Raw genomic sequence first — 18,197 nt, 5'->3', positions numbered from 1 at the left:
CCATTTGCGTCCCGATGTTGCGCAACTTTTTGGAGCAAAGGGCAGGATGACACCTTCGAAGAAGAAGCACGCGCTGATCATGCGCGGGGGCTGGACCGGGCATCAGCCCGTCGAGACCACGGACTCGTTCATCCCGTTCCTGGCCGAGCACGGGTACGCCGTGCGGGTCGAGGACACGACGGCGGTCTACGCCGACGTCGACTACCTGGCCGGCGTCGACGTCGTCGTGCAGACCAACACGATGACCACGATCGCCGACGAGGAGCTGCGCGGGCTGATCGCGGCCGTCAGCAACGGCATGGGCCTGGCGGGGTGGCACGGCGGCATCGCCGACTCCTACCGGAACAGCTCGGACTACCTCCAGCTGATCGGCGGCCAGTTCGCCACCCATCCGGCGAAGGCTCCGCGCGACGAGCTGCCGGGCGACGGGACCGACTACGTCGTGCGGTACACGGTCGACATCGTGCCAGAGAAGGCCGACCACCCGATCGTCGCGGGGATCTCCGACTTCGAGCTGACGACAGAGCAGTACTGGGTGCTGTCCGACGACTACAACGACGTGCTCGCGACCACGACGCTCCCCGCCCGGGACTTCGACCCGTGGCACCGGCCGATCACGTGCCCGGCCGTCTGGACCCGCCTGTGGGGCCAGGGCCGGATCTTCGTCTCGACGCCGGGCCACGACCTCGCCGTCGTCGACGACCCGAACGTCCGGACCATCATCGAGAGGGGCATCCTGTGGGCCAGCCGCTGAGAGTCGGAGTCGTCGGGGTCGGCGCGATCTCGGGCCAGTACCTGTCCACCTTCGCGCGCCTCGAAGCCGTGCGGCTCGTCGCGGTCGCCGACCTCGACGAGGCCCGCGCGGCAGCGGTCGCCGCGGAGCAGGGTGTGCGCGCGCTGACCGTCGACGAGCTGACGACGGACCCCGAGGTCGATCTCGTCCTGAACCTCACGATTCCGGCCGCCCATGCCGAGATCGCTCTGCAGGCCATCGCCGCCGGTAAGGCCGTGTACGGCGAGAAGCCGCTGGCGGCCACGCTCGAGGACGCCCGCACCGTGCTCGAGGCGGGCCGCGCGGCCGGCGTCCGGGTGGGATGCGCGCCGGACACCGTGCTCGGGACGGGTGTGCAGACGGCCAGGAAGGCCATCGACGACGGCGCGATCGGGGAGCCGGTCGCGGCGACCGCGACCATGATGTATCCCGGCCCCGAGCGCTGGCACCCGAACCCCGACTTCTACTACCAGCCGGGCGGGGGCCCGCTGCTGGACATGGGTCCGTACTACGTGACCACGCTCGTCACGCTTCTCGGCCCGGTCGTGTCCGTCCTCGGCGCCGCGAGCCACACCCGGTCGACGCGCACGATCGGGTCCGGGCCTCGCCAGGGGACGGTCATCCCGGTCGACGCCGACACGCATGTGACCGGTGTGCTGCGGCACGAGTCGGGCGTGCTCTCGACCCTCGTGATGAGCTTCGACTCGGTCGCCACCCGGGCCTCCGAGATCGAGGTACACGGCCTGACGGGATCGCTCGTCGTCCCCGATCCCAACCGGTTCGACGGCGACGTGCAGCTGCACGAGCTCGGTGGAGCCTGGCGGACACTGCCGCCCAGCGCCGGATACCGGGATGCGGCTCGCGGGTACGGCGTCGCCGACCTCGCGACCACGCCGCCGGGAGTCCCCGCGCGCGCGAACGGCGATATCGCGTACCACGTGCTCGACATCATGACCGCGCTGCTCGCGTCGGCCGACAGCGGCACGCTGGTCACCGTCGAGAGCACGTGCGACCGGCCGGCCCCTGTCCCGCTGTCGGACGCCCCCGTGCGCCCCGGGCGCGGGTCAGCGTGAGTACCAGGGTGATGGCGGTGTACTGGAGGACGCCCCCCTTGAGTCATAGGACCTCGCGCAGCCGGGCGGCGAAGGCCTCCGGGTCACCCGTCTGGCCGTACTCGCCGCCGAGGAAGCCGGCGTGGTCGCTCGGGAACATCTCGAGCGGGGCGCCGAGCATCGTGGCCACGCCCTCCGTGGCGCGGGCCGCCATCTGACCCGCCGACTCCACGCCCGCGGCCGGCACGACGCGCGTGGGCGCCTTGCGGATCGTGTCGTAGTCCGGCTCGTGGGCCGGGAGGGTCGCCATCGCCACGGCGAGCAGCGGGTCGTCGCGCGAGCCGTCGTCCTCGGCCGGCATGCCGAACATCGCCGGGTCGGGGGCGGGGCGCGACAGGTAGTCCTCGGGCAGTGGGCCTTCGTGGCTGGACAGTGCGATGAACTTCGCCATCGCGTGACCCCAGCCCTTGGCGAGGTAGGTGTCGCGCACGTCTGCCATCGCGGCGCGCATGAGCTCGGCGTCCGGGAGGGCGCCGGCGAGGGGCGGCTCGTGCGCCACGAGGGTGCGCACGTCCTCCGGGTGCGACTCCAGCCAGGCCAGCGCGTTGACCGCGCCGCCGCTCGTCGCGAACACGTCCACCGGCACGCCAGGCGAAACCTCTGCCGCGAGGCGGTGCAGGTCGTCCGCGTGGTCGTGGGGGCCGGCGGGGGCGGCGCCGGCGTCGACGGTGCTGCGCTCCACCCCGCGCGGGTCGTACGTGACGACCGTGCGGTCGTCGAGGTGGCCGGCCAGGCTGGTGAACCCCTCCGCTGACATCGGCGAGCCGACCAGGAACAGCGGCGGCTCGTCGCCGACGGCGGCCGGGGTGCGGACGTCGTAGGTCAGGACCGCGCCGGGCACGGCGAGGGTGCTGGTCTTCTTCTCGGTCATCGTAGGTACCTCCAGGTCGCGGGCGAGCCGGCACACGCGTGCCTCGGAGGTTGTGACGGCGACAGCGGCCGGGAGTCATCGGTCCCGACCCTGACGATCGCCGGCGACTCAGCGCCTCGTCTCGGTGCGGATCCAGTCCAGGTAGGCGCTGTCGCCGCCGGAGATCGCCAGGACCACGATCTCCGGGACCTCGTACGTGTGGCTCTCGCGGAGGTGTCCGACGAGCTCGGCGCACCGGGCGCGGGTCGTCTTGAGGACGACCCGCCACTCCTCGCTCACCTCGACCTCGTCCTTCCACCAGTAGGTGCTGGCGATCGGCCCTTCGACCTGGCCGCAGGCGGCGAGCCGGGCCTCGACGGCGTTGCGGGAGAGGGCCCGCGCGGCCTCGCGGGAGTCGCAGGTGGTCTCGACGCGGACAAGCTCCTGGGTCGGGTCGTCGGGCTCCACGGTGACTCCTCTGCTCAGGCGGCGGCTCTGTTGATGCGGTGGCGGTGCGCGGCCTACTCCGGCGGGCGGGACGCCAGCATCTCCTGCGTGTCCCACGTCAGAGCGCCCGACCGCAGGTCCGCGACGACCTGCCGGACCCACTCGAGCTCGGCTCGCGTGACGGTCACGAGGTGCTCGTGCTCCAGCATGAGCACCCTGGCCAGGTTCCACTCCCGGGCGGTCGCCGCATCGCGCTCGGCCTCTTCGAGCACCGCCTCGAGCGCCGCGGTGCGCTCCTCGAGGCGGTCGCGCACGAGGTCCGGTCCGGTGATCGCCAGGACGGCCAGCACCGCCCGGAACTCGGGGAACTCGCGCGCCGGTGTGGCGAGGGCCGCGTCCATCCAGCGCCGGAGGGCGTCGCGGCCGGCGTCGGTCAGGGCGTAGACGATCCGGGCCGGCGCGGCGTCGGCCGCCAGCTTCTCGTGGATCTCGATGAGGCCGTCGCGGAGCAGCCGCTCGATCGCCTGGTAGATGCTGTTGCTGCGCGCCACGTTGACGACGTCGTCCTTGCGCCGCGTCTTGATCAGCCGCTGCATCCGGTAGGCGTGCATGGGCTCCTCGGCGAGCAGCGCCAGCAGCACCATCGCGAGCGGCGAACGCGGCCGGGAGTCCTGGATCACGTCGTCAGCCTAAGGGCGGGGTCGGCCAGATCCCCGCAGCAAGAACCCTTGCCATCTTATGGCTAACCATTTTATGGTTGGCGCATGAGAGCACTCATCATCGGAGCGGGCATCACCGGACCCGTGACCGCCATGGCAATGCAGAAGGCCGGCATCGACGCGACCGTCCACGAGGCGTACCAGCGCACCGCTGACGGCGTCGGCGCCTACCTCACCCTCGCGCCCAACGGCCTCGCCGCCCTGCGGGTGCTGGGCATCGACCACCGCGAGCTCGGGGGCTTCGACACGCCCGCGCTGGAGCTGCGCGGGTCGTCGGGGCGCGTCCTGGCCAGCATCCCGATGGGCCGCGACGACGCCTTCGGCACCGTCAGCCAGACGGTGCGGCGGTCCGACCTCTACACCGCGCTCCGGGACGAGGCGCTGCGCCGCGGCATCCCGATCGAGTACGGCAAGCGCCTCGTCGACGTCGCGACGCCGCCCGACGGCGGAGCCGGCCTCGGGGCCGGTGTGGTCGCCTCGTTCGCGGACGGCACCACGGCCGAGGGTGACCTGCTCATCGGCGCCGACGGCCTCTACTCCCGCACGCGGGAGATCCTCGGCCCGGGCTGCCCGCCGCCGCGCTACACCGGCCTGCTCAACACCGGCGGCTACGCCTCCGGCGTGGACGTGGACACGCCGGTGGGCCTGTTCACGATGATCTTCGGCCGGCGCGCCTTCTTCGCCTACGCCCACCGCGGGCCGGGCGACGTCTGGTGGTTCGCCAACGTGCCACGCGCTCGCGCGGCGGCCCGCGACGAGCTCGCGGCCTACACCCCGGACCGGTGGCGGGCCGAGCTGAACAGCCTCTTCGCCGACGACGCCGGCCCCGCGCTGGAGCTGATCGCCGCGACGCCCGAGATCATCCCGCCGTGGAACACGCTCGACCTGCCGACCGTGCCCGTGTGGCACCGCGGGCCGATCGGGCTGATCGGCGACGCGGCGCACGCCATCTCGCCGACGTCCGGCCAGGGTGCCTCGCTCGCGATCGAGGACGGCGTGCTGCTCGCGCGGTTCCTGCGTGACCACGGCGACCCCGAAGCTGCGTTCGCGGCCTTCGAGGCGCTGCGCCGGGGGCGCGTGGAGAAGCTGATCGCCCAGGCGAAGCGCACGTCGAACCAGAAGATCCCGAGCCCGTTCAGCCGCGTGGTGCGCGACCACGTGATCTTGCCGCTCGTCGGCCGGGTCGCGGCGCGGACGACGCGCGACTGGGTGACCGACTACCGGATCGACTGGGACGCGTCGGCGGGCCCCGTCGCGGCGTGACCGACGTCGGACCGCGCGGGCTCAGGCCAGCGAGCCGACCAGCGTGACCACGTCCGCGGCGCAGCCCCACGACAAGGTGACGCCGCCGCCCCCGTGCCCGTAGCTGTGCACCACCGGGGTTGCGCCGGGGCGGCGCTCGAGCTCGAGCCGCACGTCGGGCCGGGAGGGGCGCAGGCCCACCCGGTGCTCCAGGACCCGCACGCCGGCGAGCCGCGGCTCCACGGAGGCCACCCGGGCGAGGATGGCCTCCGCCGTCGCCGGGTCCGGGTCCCACGACGCCGCGCCCGCCTGCGACGTGCCGCCCAGCAGGACGCGGTCACCGTGCGGGAACCAGTACGTCAGATCCGACCCGCTGTGCTTGCCGCCGATGAAGAACTCCGTGATCCCCGGGTTCTGCGCCACCACCACCTGGCCGCGCACGGGCACCACGGCCGGGTCGGCGGCGAGGGCCGCGGAGCCGGTCCCCGTGCAGTTGACGACGACGTCGGCGCCCGCCTCCGCCAGCGCGGTGAGCTCACCGTGCTCGACTGTACCGCCCAGCTCCCGCACGCGGGACAGGAGCCACTCGAGGTGCACCGCCATGTCGACGATCGGCACCGTGTACCGCAGCCCGGCCGGGGCGCCCGGCGGCAGCTCGTCGGGCCGAGCCTCGCGGACGTTCGGCACGAGGTCGGCCCACGGAGGCAGCTCGCCCGGGTGCTCCGTCAGCTCCACGCCCGACGTGACCGCCACGCCGGTGGCGGGGTCGCCCGCGAGGCTGTGCAACACCTCCAGCGACACCGCCGACCAGCGTCGCACCGCCGCCCACGGGCCCACGAGGTACGGCCCCCACGACGCGCCGGCGGCGCGCGACGTGAGCCCCGGGATGTCGCGGGCGACGACGCGGACGTCGTGGCCGGCCTCGAGGAGACGGATGGCGGACGTGAGGCCGACGACACCCGCGCCGGCCACCAGGACTGTGCTCATGGCGCCACGTTACGGTCCGCCTGTTACGGCGGGCTCCCCCGAACTTCACCCACTCCCGCCCGACCTCGGATCGCGCCGCATGGGAACCTCGCCGTATGACTCGTACTGTCGCGCGCCCGGGCGGGGCGCGCCTCGCAGCCCGCTCCGCATCAGCCCTTCTCGCGGTTCTCGTGACCGCCTCGGCACTCGCCGCCTGCAGCCCGCAGGAGATGATCGAGGACGCCGCCCAGAACGCCGCCGAGGAGGTTGTCCAGGGCCAGACCGGCGAGGACGTCGACATCGAGACGGGTGGCGAGCTCGCGGAGGGCTTCCCGTCGGACGTGATCCCGCTGGTCGACGGCGAGATCGCGAGCTCGGTCGCCACCGACACCGGCACCGGCACCGCCTGGATCGTGCTCATCACGGTCGAGGGCAGCACGGCCGAGGACGCGACGAACGCGGCGCGGGACCTGCTGATCGGTTCCGGGTTCGCGGAGCCCGAGGAGATGGCCGGCCTCGGCATGGCGATCCTCGAGAAGGAGGGCTACCAGGTCCTGCTCTCGTCGAGCGAGCAGGACGGCTCCGCCGTCGTCAACTACACGGTGACCCAGGGCTGAGCGGCGCGGTGGGCCGGACAGCGCCGGCCCGCACCCACCGGGCTCCGCACCCACCGGCTCCGCACCCCTGGGAGGCGCCCCCGTACCCTTGACGCGTGACCTCCACGGCCCCTGACCTCTCGCGGTTCCGCACGCAGCCCGTCTCGTTCGTGCGCCGCTCCGGCCGCCTGACGGACAAGCAGCAGCGCGCGTGGGATGCCCGGGGTGCGGCGTACCTGGTCGACGTGCCCCGCGCGGTCGCGCGCACCTCCGTGGCCCCCGGGTTCGTGCTCGATCCAGTGCTGGAGTTCGGCCGGGAGGCCCCTCTCGTCGTCGAGATCGGGTCGGGGTTGGGGGAGGCGGTCGTCGCGGCGGCCGCGGCCGACCCGGGCCGCGACCACCTCGCCGTCGAGGTCTACGAGCCGGGCCTGGCGCAGACGGTCCTGCGCGCCGAGAAGGCCGGCCGCGAGCGTGGCACCGAGGGTCTGCCCAACCTGCGCCTCGTGCAGGCCAACGCGGCGGAGCTGCTCGAGGGCGCCGTCCCAGAGGGCGCTGTGGACGAGCTGTGGGTGTTCTTTCCCGACCCGTGGCACAAGTCGCGCCACCACAAGCGGCGCCTCGTCACGCCGTCGTTCGCCCGCCTCGCCGCCCGCGTGCTCCGGCCGGGCGGCCACTGGCGCCTCGCGACGGACTGGGCCGCGTACGCGGAGCAGATGCTCGAGGTCGCCGAGGAGTGCGACGCCTTCCGCAACGCCCACGGCTCCGGCGCAGCCGCGCCTCGCTTCGAGGGCCGTGTGCTGACGAGCTTCGAGAAGAAGGGCGGCCTCGCGGGCCGCAGCATCACGGACCTGGAGTTCGTCCGCGCCTGACCCCGTCGGGCAAACCGGGGGCCGACGTCGGCCGGTCGCCCCGGGCGCAAGGCTGTCGTTTGCGCAAAAAAGGGAAACCGCTGGGCGAAACGATTGCCTCCATAGGGTGATCTACGGCACATTGTCACCCGGGTGGGATGTCCGCCCCCGGTCGTGCGGTGAGGCGCGACCGCGCGAGCCAACGGAGGCGTCATGAGCGACCTGCAGGCGGAAGAGCCCGCCGAGACCGCATACCAAAGAGTGGAGAGATCCGAGGAGTTCCAGGGGCTGAAGCGAACGTTCCGGAACTTCGTCTTCCCGTGGGTCGCGATCTTCCTGGTCTGGTACTTCGCGTACGTGCTGCTCGCGAACTATGCCCATGACTTCATGAGCACCCGGATCGGCGACAGCTCGATCACCGTTGCGCTGGTCCTCGGCCTCGGCCAGTTCGCGTCCACCTTCGCCATCACCATGCTCTACGCGAGCTGGGCCAACAAGAAGTTCGACCCGCACGCCGACGCGCTGCGCGAAGAGATCGAGGGAGAGAACCGGTGAACCGCACACTGCTCCTGGAGGTCCCCGAGCCCGGCCAGCAGGTCGGCAGCCCCATCCTGAACATCGCGATCTTCGGCGTCTTCGTCGCGATCACGATGGTCGTGGTGTTCTGGGCGTCGCGGAACAACAAGTCCGCGGCCGACTACTACGCCGCCGGCCGCAACTTCACCGGGCCGCAGAACGGCGTCGCCATCGCGGGCGACTACCTGTCCGCCGCGAGCTTCCTCGGCATCGCGGGCGCCATCGCCCTCAACGGTTACGACGGCTTCCTGTACTCCATCGGGTTCCTCGTGGCGTGGCTCGTCGCGCTCCTGCTCGTCGCCGAGCTCCTGCGCAACACGGGGAAGTTCACGATGGCCGACGTGCTGTCGTTCCGTCTCAAGGAGCGGCCCGTGCGCCTGGCAGCGGCGTTCGCCACGCTCGCCGTCGTGTTCTTCTACCTGCTCGCGCAGATGGCCGGCGCAGGCGGCCTCGTCGCGCTGCTGCTCGGCGTCACCGACCCGACGCAGCAGGGCATCGTGATCGCCGTCGTCGGCGCGCTGATGATCCTGTACGTGCTGGTCGGCGGCATGAAGGGCACCACCTGGGTGCAGATCATCAAGGCCGTGCTGCTCATCGTCGGCGCCGCCGTGATCTCCTTCTGGGTGCTCGCGAAGTTCGGCTTCAACTTCTCGAGCCTGCTCGACGCGGCCGTGGCGAGGGCCGGCGAGGGCGGCCAGGCGCTGCTCGAGCCGGGCAAGCAGTACGGAAAGTCCGACCTGAGCAGGCTCGACTTCATCTCGCTCGCCATCGCGCTCGTGCTCGGCACCGCGGGCCTGCCGCACGTGCTCACCCGCTTCTACACGGTGCCCGACGGCCGCGAGGCGCGCCGTTCGGTCGTGTGGGCCATCTGGCTCATCGGCATCTTCTACCTGCTCACGCTCGCCCTCGGCTACGGCGCCGGCGCCCTCGTCGGGCCGGATGTGATCGCCGCGGCACCAGGCAAGGGCAACTCGGCGGCACCGCTGCTCGCCTACGTGCTCGGCGGAGAGATCCTGCTCGGCGTCATCTCGGCCGTCGCGTTCGCCACCATCCTCGCGGTGGTCGCGGGCCTGACGATCACGGCGGCGACGAGCTTCGCGCACGACATCTACGCCAACGTCATCCGCAAGGGCCAGGTCAACCCGGACGGCGAGCTCAAGGTCGCCCGGATCACCGTGGTCGTGATCGGTCTCGTCGCGATCGTCGGCGGCATCTTCGCCAACGGCCAGAACATCGCGTTCCTCGTGGCGCTCGCGTTCTGCGTGGCCGCCTCGGCGAACCTGCCGACGATCATCTACTCGCTGTTCTGGAAGCGGTTCAACACGTCCGGCGCGCTGTGGAGCATCTACGGCGGCCTGACCTCGACGATCGTGCTGATCATCTTCTCCCCGGTGGTCTCGGGGAAGGTCGACCCGGTCACGGGCACGAGCCTGTCGATGATCAAGGACACCGCGGTCGACTTCCACTGGTTCCCGCTCGACAACCCGGGCATCATCACGATCCCGCTGGCGTTCGTGCTGGGCATCGTCGGCACCTTCCTCAGCAAGGAGCCGCCGCACCCGGAGAAGTTCGCCGAGATGGAGGTCCGCTCCCTCACGGGCGCGGGCTCGGAGAAGGCCGTCACGCACTGACGCCCTCTCTGCCCGACGGCGGTCTGGCCGGTGCGCAGTCGATGCGACAAGTGTCGGAGGCGCCTGGCAGGATGCGACCGGACTAGCAGGAGGGTGAGGTAACGGACAGTGCTGAGCATCAACCGGCGCATCGCGGACGAGCTGGGCGTGCGGGAAGGGCAGGTGGCCGCCGCGGTCGACCTGCTGGACGGCGGGGCGACCGTCCCGTTCATCGCGCGCTACCGCAAGGAGGTCACGGGGACTCTCGACGACACGCAGCTGCGCACGCTCGAGGAGCGGCTGCGCTACCTGCGTGAGCTCGAGGAGCGGCGGGCGGCGATCCTCGCCTCGATCGAGGAGCAGGGCAAGCTCGACGACGCGCTGCGCGCCCAGATCCTGGCCGCCGACACCAAGGCCCGGCTCGAGGACATCTACCTGCCGTTCAAGCCGAAGCGGCGCACGAAGGCGCAGATCGCGCGCGAGGCCGGCCTCGAGCCGCTCGCGCTCGCGCTGCTGGCGGACGCCACGCTGGACCCGGCCGCCACGGCCGAGGCCTACGTCGACGCCGAGAAGGGCGTCGCGGACGCGCAGGCCGCGCTCGACGGCGCACGCGCCATCCTCATCGAGCGGATGGGCGAGGACGCCGACCTCATCGGCACGCTGCGCGAGCAGGTCTGGGCGCGCGGGCGCATCGTCTCCAAGGTCCGCGAGGGCAAGGAGGAGGCGGGCGCCAAGTTCGCCGACTACTTCGACTTCTCCGAGGGTCTGTCGAGCCTCCCGTCGCACCGCATCCTCGCGCTGTTCCGCGGCGAGAAGGAGGATGTGCTCGACGTGGTCGTCGAGCCGGAGGAGCCCACGGAGCCGGGTGTGCCGTCCAGCTTCGAGGGCGAGATCGCCCGCCGGTTCGGTATCGCCGCACAGGGGCGTCCGGCCGACCGCTGGCTGCTCGACACGGTCCGGTGGGCGTGGCGCACCCGCATCCTCGTGCACCTCGGCATCGACGTGCGGATGCGGCTGCGGACCGAGGCGGAGGACGGGGCGGTCCAGGTCTTCGCCGCGAACCTGCGCGACCTGCTGCTCGCCGCTCCCGCGGGCACCCGCACCACGATGGGCCTCGACCCGGGCCTGCGCACGGGCGTCAAGGTGGCGGTCGTGGACGCGACGGGCAAGGTCGTCGCGACGGACACGATCTACCCGCACGCCCCCGCGAACCGCTGGGACGAGTCGCTGGCGAAGCTGGGTGCGCTGTGCGCCCGCCACACCGTCGACCTCATCGCGATCGGCAACGGGACGGCGTCCCGCGAGACGGATCGCCTCGCGGCCGACCTCATCAAGAGGGCGCCGCAGCTCGGGCTCACGAAGGTCGTGGTGTCCGAGGCGGGCGCGTCGGTGTACTCGGCCTCGGCGTACGCGTCGGCCGAGCTGCCCGGGATGGACGTGTCGCTGCGCGGCGCCGTGTCGATCGCCCGCCGCCTGCAGGACCCGCTGGCAGAGCTCGTGAAGATCGACCCCAGGTCGATCGGCGTGGGCCAGTACCAGCACGACATCACGGAGACGAAGCTGTCGCGCTCGCTCGACGCGGTGGTCGAGGACTGTGTGAACGGGGTGGGCGTCGACCTCAACACGGCGTCCGTGCCGCTCCTCGCGCGCGTCTCTGGCATCACGACCACGCTGGCGGAGAACATCGTCGCCTACCGCGACGCGAACGGCGCCTTTCCGTCGCGTGCGGCGCTGAAGAACGTGCCCCGGCTCGGCCCGAAGGCGTTCGAGCAGTGCGCCGGCTTCCTGCGGATCGCCGGCGGCGACGAGCCGCTCGACGCGTCGTCCGTGCACCCTGAGGCGTACCCGCTGGCCCGCCGCATCGTCAGCGCGGCCGGCACGGACCTCAAGGCCCTCGTCGGCAACGGCGGAGCCCTGCGAACGCTCAAGCCGACGGAATTCGTCGACGCGACGTTCGGCCTGCCCACCGTGACCGACATCTTCGCCGAGCTGGAGAAGCCCGGCCGCGACCCGCGTCCGGCGTTCACGACGGCAACCTTCGCGGAGGGCGTCGAGAAGCTGTCGGACCTGGTCCCGGGCATGATCCTCGAGGGCCAGGTGACGAACGTCGCCGCGTTCGGCGCGTTCGTCGACGTCGGCGTGCACCAGGACGGCCTCGTCCACGTGTCGGCGCTGTCGAAGTCGTTCGTGCGGGACCCGCGCGAGGTCGTGAAGTCGGGCGACATCGTGAAGGTCAAGGTCCTGGAGGTCGACCTCCCACGCAAGCGGATCGCGCTGACGCTGCGGCTCGACGACGAGGTGTCGGTCGTGCCGTCCGGCGGACGGCCGGGTGCGGGGCGGTCCGGGGGCGAGCGATCCGGTGGCGAGCGCTCCGGCGGCGACCGGTCTGGTGGGCGTGACGCCGGGCGACGCGGCGGCCCCGGCCGCGACGGGCGCCCGGGCGGGCGGGGCGGCCAGGCTCCCGCCGACACGGCGATGGCCGAGGCCCTGCGCCGCGCGGGCCTGGCGTAGCACCAGCCGACGCCGGACCGGTCGCCCTCCGTACGGGGCGACCGGTCTGCGGGCGAGGGCAGGGGCGGGCCGTGAGCGGGTGCTCCCCGCGAACCGCTGCGCTGAGCGGGTTCTGCTCCTGAAAGAGTTCGCCGCGAGGGCCGGTCTCGGCGGGCGGTTCCGGGGCGCCCCGGTAGGGTGGAACACATGTTCGATGACCTCCGGGGCGGGTTCCCGGCGCATGTTCTCGCTGGTGGCGTGGCCGCCGGCGACGACCTGCTGCCGCGGGTCGATCTGTCCTTCGGCGAGTGGGCGGGCGCCACGGACGAGGTGTGGGACCTGCCATGGGACGTGTCGCACGGGGCCCGTGCCGACGCGCTGGACGCGCGGGTTGCCGGGTTGCTGCCGGGGGTCGGCCTGGTGGGTCTGCTGGCCAGGATCGAGGCCGCGGACGCGAGCGAGGCGGTGCTGGGCGAGGTCGTGACCGGGTGGGAGGCGGTCGGCGCCTGGGCTGCAGCTCAGCAGGCTGCCGCGGCGGCGGAGCTCGCGGCGCGGCGGGTCGGTTCCGCGGACCTGGAGCACCTGGGGGACGAGATCGCGGCCCAGCTCGGCCATGCCCCGACGGTGGGGCGCACCCTGGTCGGCCGGGCGCTGGCGCTCGAGGAGCTGCCGGAGGTCCGCACGGCCCTGGGCCAGGGCGTGGTGTGCGCTCGCAAGGCGGACGTGCTGGCGTTCGCGGGGGCGTTCCCGACGGCGGAGGAGCGGCGCGCGGCGACCGTGCGCGTCCTGGTGCACGCGCCCCGGCTGGGGCTGCGGGCGCTGCGGAACCGGATGAACGCGGAGGCCGCCGCACCGGGCGGCGAGGGTGCTGAGCGGAACCGCAGGGCGGCGCGCGAGAGGCTGCACGTGACGGTCGAGCCGGTCGAGGACGCGATGGCGTACGTGAGCGCGTACCTGCCCGCTCAGGACGCGGCGGCGGTGTGGGCCGCGGTCGACGCGGCCGGGACGGCGATCCACCGGACGGCGGGGGAGCCGCGGACGCTGGGTCAGGCGCGGGCGGACGTGTTCGTCGCGCTCGTGACGGGCCGGGTCGTGCTGCCTGAGCACGGGCCGGGCGCGGCGCCGGACCACGTGGCGGGCGAGGCGCCGGGCCGGGTCGCGGGCGATCCCGTCTCGCGGACGACGGGTCCGGCGTCGGGCTGCACGTGCGGGGCGTGCGTGTGCGGGGGAACGCGGGTGCGCGCTGTGACGGTCCCGGCGCAGGTGCGGGTCACGGTCTCGGCGGGGACCCTGCTGGGTCTGGACGACGCGCCGGGCGTGCTGGCCGGGTACGGTCCGGTGCCCGCGGAGGTGGCGCGGACGCTGGCTGTGGATGGGACCTGGCAACGGCTGGTGACCGACCCGGTGACCGGGGTGCGACGGACTACTCCACCACCGCCTACGCGCCGGGCAAGGTGCTGGGCGCGGCGGTGCGGGCCAGGGACGAGACGTGCACGTTCGCGTCGTGCGACCGGGTGGCGGAGCGGTGCGACCTGGACCATGTCGAGCCGTTCGACCATGCGGCGCCCGGCCGGGCCAGCGAGCCGGGGCAGACCCGCGCGAGCAACCTGCAGGCGCTGTGCCGCGGGCACCATCGGGCCAAGACGCACGGCGGCTGGCGCGTCGTCCGGGACCCGGACACGGGGGACACCGTCTGGGTCACGCCGGTCGGTCGGGTCGTGACGCGCCCGGCCACCGTCGTCGACCCGGCCCACGACCACCGGGCGTCGGCACGCCGGCCCCGTCCCCCGGGACAGGGCGAGCAACCGAGCCGAGCGCGACAACCGAGCCGCACCCGGCGGACGCGCCGCCGTTCTGACCGTGGCCGCGCGTCGGAGGGCGTGTCTGCGCTGGTCGGCGGCTATTGTCGGGCACCATGCGCGTTCGCCTGCTTGCGCCCTTCATGCTTCCGCAAGTCCTCGAAGAGGCGTGGAGCCACCAGGACGAGGTCTCGATCGGCGGCTCCAGCACGATCGGGCAGATGCTCGCCGAGCTGGATGCCTGGATGGACACTCCGGTCGAGGCGGACCTCGTCATCGAGGACCACGCACCCGGCACGCGGGCGGCCCTCCTCTCCCGGCGGGCGCGTGCCGAGGTCAAGTTGCTCGACCGGGTCGGGACGCTGTACATCTCGGCTCTGGGGATCGCCGCCATCCGCGTGGACGTCGAGGTTCGCGACCTGGAGGAGCTCCGCACCCTGGAGGCGGCGCTCCGCACGGCAGCTGACCACCTCGCCGCACGAACGGCGGAGGTCGTGCGGCGCCATCAGGGTGATCGGGCTCCGGCTGCCTTCGAAGGGCGGGTCATGTGGTGGCACCGGCTCATGGTGCGGCCGAGCGAGGAGACGTGTGCCAGCGTCGGCATCCGACCGACGGGTGAGGCGGTCGGCGTGGGAGACGGGTACACGTACGTCCCGTCGGACGACGAGCTGGACGCTGCCGCCGAAGGACTCCTTGCCGTCACCGAGGAGTGGATCCTCGTGGACCACGCCTATCGCGACATGCTCGGGCAGATGGCCCGGATGCGACGGGCCTCGAAGCAAGAGATGGCCCAGGAGCTCGACGCCCTCGTCCTCGAGGGCGTCCGGATGGCTGCGGACCTGGAGTTCCGCCTGCTCGTCCTGGGCGAGCGCGCCCGGTACCTGACGAACACCGCGGCCGCGACCCGCGAGTCTGCGATCCAGGCGTGGCGCCTGGAAGAGGCCCGGAACGGGCTCCGCGACCAGGTAGCCTCGGTGCGTTCGGTAGCCGCAGACGCACGCGACGCGCTCGGGCGGACGATGGACGTCCGCCGGAACAAGCTCCTGTACTTGTTCACGGTCATCGCGGCGTTGCAGGGTGGCTTCGTGCTCTTCGACTTCCTCGTCGCGCCCGACTCGCCGGTGACCAGCACGGTCCGGGTCGCGGTCGCGACAATGATGTTCGTCATCGCGATCGCCAGCGTGGTCGCCGTCGTGAGAGAAGGCCGTCGTGGCTGAAACCGTCCAGATGCTGCTCGCCCTGATCGACGGCGGGCCAGAGCCCGAGACTTGGCAGGCGGCTCGCTCGGTGGTCAAGGGTGAGCACGAGGCGCTCGTGGCGCTCGTGCAGGGCGGGGGCGACGGCTATGGCGTGACGACCGGTGTGGGGCACCGGGACCGGGACCGGCTGGTGGACATCGCCGCGTTCCAGGGGGACCTGCTGGCGAGCCACCTCCTGCCAGGGTTGGTCTGGGCCGACCGGTTGCAGTCACGCTGCATCTCGCTCGTCAAGGTGCACCAGCTCAGCCGGGGAGGCACGGGCTGCTCCCCGGAGGCGTTCGACGCCGTCGTGGCAGCGGCGCTGGACCCGGATTTCGCGCCCCCCGTCCCGCTGGACGTGACCTATTCGTCGGGAGACGTGATCTGCGGCACCTGGTGGGCGAAGGGGCTCCTCCAGCACGAGCACCTCGACCTGGGGCCCAAGGGCGCGCTGTCGCTCATCAACGGCTCCTTCGTCCATCTCGGCGTGGCACTGGCGCTCGTCCCGGCCCTACGGTCCGGCGTCGCGACGACTGAACGGGTCGTCCGCGCTGCCCTGGTGGCCGGGCGTGCGAAGCAGTCCGCGCGGTACCTGGGTGGGATGCCCGAGGGCGCCATGGCCGACCGGCTCGGACAGGATCCCGTTGCCATCCGGGCGGCCGAGGATGTGCTCGACACGCTCAGACACGCTCAGGACCAGTTCGAGGCGGTGCTCGAGGAAGAGCTCTCCCGGCAGTCCGACAATCCCCTTGTCGCGGAGGGCCGGCTGGTCGAGCAGGCGTCGTTTCTCGCACCCCGGCTTGCGCTGGCGACATCGGCGCTCTTCGACGCATGGTCTCTCGTGGGCGCGTGGGTCGACCGTGCCGTCACGTGGCTGTGCTATGGGGCGGGAGGGCTCGCCCCCGACCTTGCGGACGACGAACGCCTCGGCTTCATCCAGGTCCCGAAGCTCGTCGCCGCGCACGTGCACAGGCTGCGGGGCCTGCTGAGCCCGCGGCCGTTCTCGGCGGGTGGCGCGACCTCGCACGACATCGAGGACCTGTGGACGCACGGCGTCATGATGTCGAGCGTGCTCCGCAGCGGCCTCGGCGTCGTCCACGAGATGCTCGCTGTCCTCGCCGTCGTCGTGTCACGTGCGGTCGAGATCGGGGCGCCCGCCGAGGCGTCGGAGATCCTGGGCGGCTCAGCGGGGGGCACCACGCTCGTCGAGCGGATCGAGCGGGCACGCCCGCTGCTCGGCTGGTCGGTGTGACCTCCGTCGCACCCAGCACCGTGCTCGGACGGTCCCGCCGCGCCGATAGTCTGCCTCCGTGACCTCCAACGCCCGCGTAGGCCTCGCCACGTGCTCCGTCCTGCCCGACCTCGACGCGGACGACCGCCCTCTCATCGCGGCGCTCGCGCAGCGCGGCATCACGGCCGAGCCGGTCGTGTGGGACACGCCGGGGGTCGACTGGGCGGCCTACGACCTGGTGATCGTGCGCTCCACCTGGGACTACTCGCCGCGCCGGGACGAGTTCGTCGCCTGGGCCGAGTCCGTGCCGCGCCTGCTGAACAGCGCCGACGTGATCCGCTGGAACACCGACAAGCGCTACCTCATGGTCCTGGAGCAGGCCGGGGTGCCGGTCATCCCGACGATCTGGCTCGACCCCGAGCGGCACCTGTCCAAGCGTGCGATCCACACCCGCATGCCCGCGTTCGGCGACTTCGTCGTCAAGCCTGTCGTCAGCGCCGGGGCCATGGACACCGGCCGCTACCAGCCTGTCTCCGCGCAGTCGCGAGCGCTCGCGATCAAGCACGCGAACGACCTGCTGGAGAGCGGTCGCTGGGCCATGATCCAGCCCTACGTCACGAGCGTCGACACCGCGGGGGAGACCTGCCTCGTGTTCGTCGACGGCGAGCTCGTGCACGCGGTGCGCAAGAACGCCCTCCTCACCGGCCCCTCGCGACCCACGCAGGGCCTGTACCAGGAGGAGAAGATGACGCCGTTCGAGGCCGAGCCGGCGCAGATCGACGTCGCTCGTCGCGCGCTCGAGGCCGCGACGAAGGAGCTCGGCGCCGCCGAGCCGCTGCTCTACGCCCGCGTCGACCTCGTCACCCGCGACGACGGCACGCCCATGGTGATCGAGCTCGAGCTCACCGAGCCGTCGCTGTGGCTGCAGCACTCGGGCGCCGCCGACGCCGCAGGCCGTCTCGCGGACGCGATCGTGACGCGCCTGGCCTGAGCCGGAGGTGCAGCGCAGGGTGGGGGCTGAGGAACGAGGCACGCGCCCGGAGCGGAGCCGCAGGCTCGGGCGATCAACAACATCGCCTGAGCCGGAGGTGCAGCGCAGGGTGGGGGCTGAGGAACGAGGCACGCGCCCGGAGCGGAGCCGCAGGCTCGGGCGATCAACAACAACATCGCCTGAGCCGGAGACTGACGGCCTCTCGTTGAGTGCTGGGTATCTGTTGAGCTCGGGGCGCGCGCCACGACGAATACCCAGCACTCAACGAGGGCAGTGCCGGCGTCGGTGACGCCGTACCCCAGCGGGGGTCTCTCTTTCTGCCCACAGCAGCGCCGGATCTGCCGACCGGAAAATGCCGTGCGTAACGCGAGCGAAACCTGCGAGAGTCGGACCACACCGCGGTGACGTCCGTCCGGTCCTTGCCGGGCGGTGGAGGGTCCGGCCAGACCCAGGAGTCCGACGTCACGAGAGGCACTCACGTGCACACCTTCACCGATTACGAGCTGGCGATGCTCATGCATCGCGAGCGCCTGCGCGAGGCCGAGCAGCACCGCCGAGCCCGGCTCCGGGAGGAGCAGCGTGCCAAGGCAAAGCGCGCGCCGCGCACTGCGGGCCGGGAAGCCGGCCGGCGGGCGGCTGCGAGCCTGACCCCGCACGTCGCATGACACCGCTCGCTGCTCCGGCGCCGCCCGGAGGCGTCCCGGACCTGG

General features: G+C 72.4%; 17 protein-coding genes. 13 read left to right on the top strand and 4 right to left on the bottom strand.

Translation table 11 applies throughout. The features are described 5' to 3' along the window. Positions 1–46: 46 nt before the first annotated feature. Entirely contained in the window at positions 47–754 is a 708-nt protein-coding gene (locus tag L1785_RS02085) for a ThuA domain-containing protein (RefSeq protein ID WP_236087475.1), read from the top strand. Next, entirely contained in the window at positions 739–1,845 is a 1,107-nt protein-coding gene (locus L1785_RS02080) for a Gfo/Idh/MocA family protein (protein ID WP_236087474.1), read from the top strand. The genes L1785_RS02085 and L1785_RS02080 overlap by 16 nt, the downstream gene beginning before the upstream one ends. Positions 1,846–1,888: 43 nt before the next feature. Here L1785_RS02080 and L1785_RS02075 read toward each other — a convergent pair whose 3' ends face one another. From L1785_RS02075 to L1785_RS02065, 3 genes are all read right to left on the bottom strand, one after another. Next, positions 1,889–2,755, bottom strand: a complete 867-nt coding sequence (locus tag L1785_RS02075) for an alpha/beta fold hydrolase (protein WP_236087473.1) — start codon at positions 2,753–2,755, stop codon at positions 1,889–1,891. A gap of 108 nt (positions 2,756–2,863) precedes the next feature. Then, positions 2,864–3,202 (bottom strand): divalent-cation tolerance protein CutA, encoded by a 339-nt coding sequence (cutA, locus tag L1785_RS02070; RefSeq protein WP_236087472.1) that lies wholly within the window; start codon positions 3,200–3,202, stop codon positions 2,864–2,866. A gap of 53 nt (positions 3,203–3,255) precedes the next feature. Beyond that, the gene (locus tag L1785_RS02065; protein WP_236087471.1) at positions 3,256–3,861 is read right to left on the bottom strand and encodes a PadR family transcriptional regulator; all 606 of its coding nucleotides are present in this window, start codon (positions 3,859–3,861) and stop codon (positions 3,256–3,258) included. A gap of 84 nt (positions 3,862–3,945) precedes the next feature. Here L1785_RS02065 and L1785_RS02060 point away from each other — a divergent pair, with 84 nt between their 5' ends. Then, positions 3,946–5,163, top strand: coding sequence for an FAD-dependent oxidoreductase (locus L1785_RS02060; RefSeq protein ID WP_236087470.1), 1,218 nt, complete (start codon positions 3,946–3,948; stop codon positions 5,161–5,163). Between the two features lie 21 nt (positions 5,164–5,184). Here L1785_RS02060 and L1785_RS02055 read toward each other — a convergent pair whose 3' ends face one another. Further along, positions 5,185–6,129 carry an FAD-dependent oxidoreductase gene (locus tag L1785_RS02055; RefSeq protein ID WP_236087469.1) on the bottom strand — a complete coding sequence of 315 codons (945 nt, stop codon included), beginning with the start codon at positions 6,127–6,129 and terminating at the stop codon, positions 5,185–5,187. A 95-nt stretch (positions 6,130–6,224) separates the two neighbouring features. Between L1785_RS02055 and L1785_RS02050 the strand changes: the two genes are divergently transcribed. The 10 genes from L1785_RS02050 (at position 6,225) to L1785_RS02005 (ending at position 18,152) form a co-directional block, all read left to right on the top strand. Next, the gene (locus L1785_RS02050) at positions 6,225–6,725 is read left to right on the top strand and encodes a hypothetical protein (RefSeq protein ID WP_236087468.1); all 501 of its coding nucleotides are present in this window, start codon (positions 6,225–6,227) and stop codon (positions 6,723–6,725) included. 95 nt (positions 6,726–6,820) lie between these two features. Continuing rightward, a complete protein-coding gene (gene trmB, locus L1785_RS02045) occupies positions 6,821–7,573 on the top strand; it encodes a tRNA (guanosine(46)-N7)-methyltransferase TrmB (RefSeq protein WP_236087467.1) in 753 nt (250 codons plus the stop codon). Positions 7,574–7,765: 192 nt separating this feature from the next. After that, entirely contained in the window at positions 7,766–8,107 is a 342-nt protein-coding gene (locus L1785_RS02040) for a DUF485 domain-containing protein (protein ID WP_236087466.1), read from the top strand. Further along, on the top strand, positions 8,104–9,759 hold the full coding sequence (locus tag L1785_RS02035) for a monocarboxylic acid transporter (RefSeq protein WP_504861696.1): 1,656 nt from the start codon (positions 8,104–8,106) through the stop codon (positions 9,757–9,759). Before L1785_RS02040 ends, L1785_RS02035 begins: the two co-directional genes overlap by 4 nt. A 108-nt stretch (positions 9,760–9,867) precedes the next feature. Beyond that, a complete protein-coding gene (locus tag L1785_RS02030) occupies positions 9,868–12,249 on the top strand; it encodes a Tex family protein (RefSeq protein ID WP_236087465.1) in 2,382 nt (793 codons plus the stop codon). A 186-nt stretch (positions 12,250–12,435) separates the two neighbouring features. Beyond that, positions 12,436–13,950, top strand: a complete 1,515-nt coding sequence (locus L1785_RS02025) for a hypothetical protein (protein WP_236087464.1) — start codon at positions 12,436–12,438, stop codon at positions 13,948–13,950. Positions 13,951–14,143: 193 nt separating this feature from the next. Continuing rightward, on the top strand, positions 14,144–15,244 hold the full coding sequence (locus tag L1785_RS02020) for a hypothetical protein (RefSeq protein ID WP_236087463.1): 1,101 nt from the start codon (positions 14,144–14,146) through the stop codon (positions 15,242–15,244). Beyond that, positions 15,237–16,517, top strand: a complete 1,281-nt coding sequence (locus L1785_RS02015) for an aromatic amino acid lyase (protein ID WP_236087462.1) — start codon at positions 15,237–15,239, stop codon at positions 16,515–16,517. The genes L1785_RS02020 and L1785_RS02015 overlap by 8 nt, the downstream gene beginning before the upstream one ends. A gap of 58 nt (positions 16,518–16,575) precedes the next feature. Continuing rightward, complete coding sequence (locus L1785_RS02010; protein ID WP_236087461.1) at positions 16,576–17,487, top strand: ATP-grasp domain-containing protein; 912 nt, start codon at positions 16,576–16,578, stop codon at positions 17,485–17,487. A gap of 479 nt (positions 17,488–17,966) precedes the next feature. Further along, positions 17,967–18,152 (top strand): hypothetical protein, encoded by a 186-nt coding sequence (locus tag L1785_RS02005; RefSeq protein WP_236087460.1) that lies wholly within the window; start codon positions 17,967–17,969, stop codon positions 18,150–18,152. Positions 18,153–18,197: the final 45 nt, after the last annotated feature.

This window comes from Antribacter soli (assembly GCF_021568775.1).
Lineage (GTDB): Bacteria > Actinomycetota > Actinomycetes > Actinomycetales > Cellulomonadaceae > Antribacter > Antribacter soli.
The sequence above is the reverse complement of the archived record's forward strand: the minus strand, read 5'-3'. Positions and strand labels throughout refer to the sequence as shown.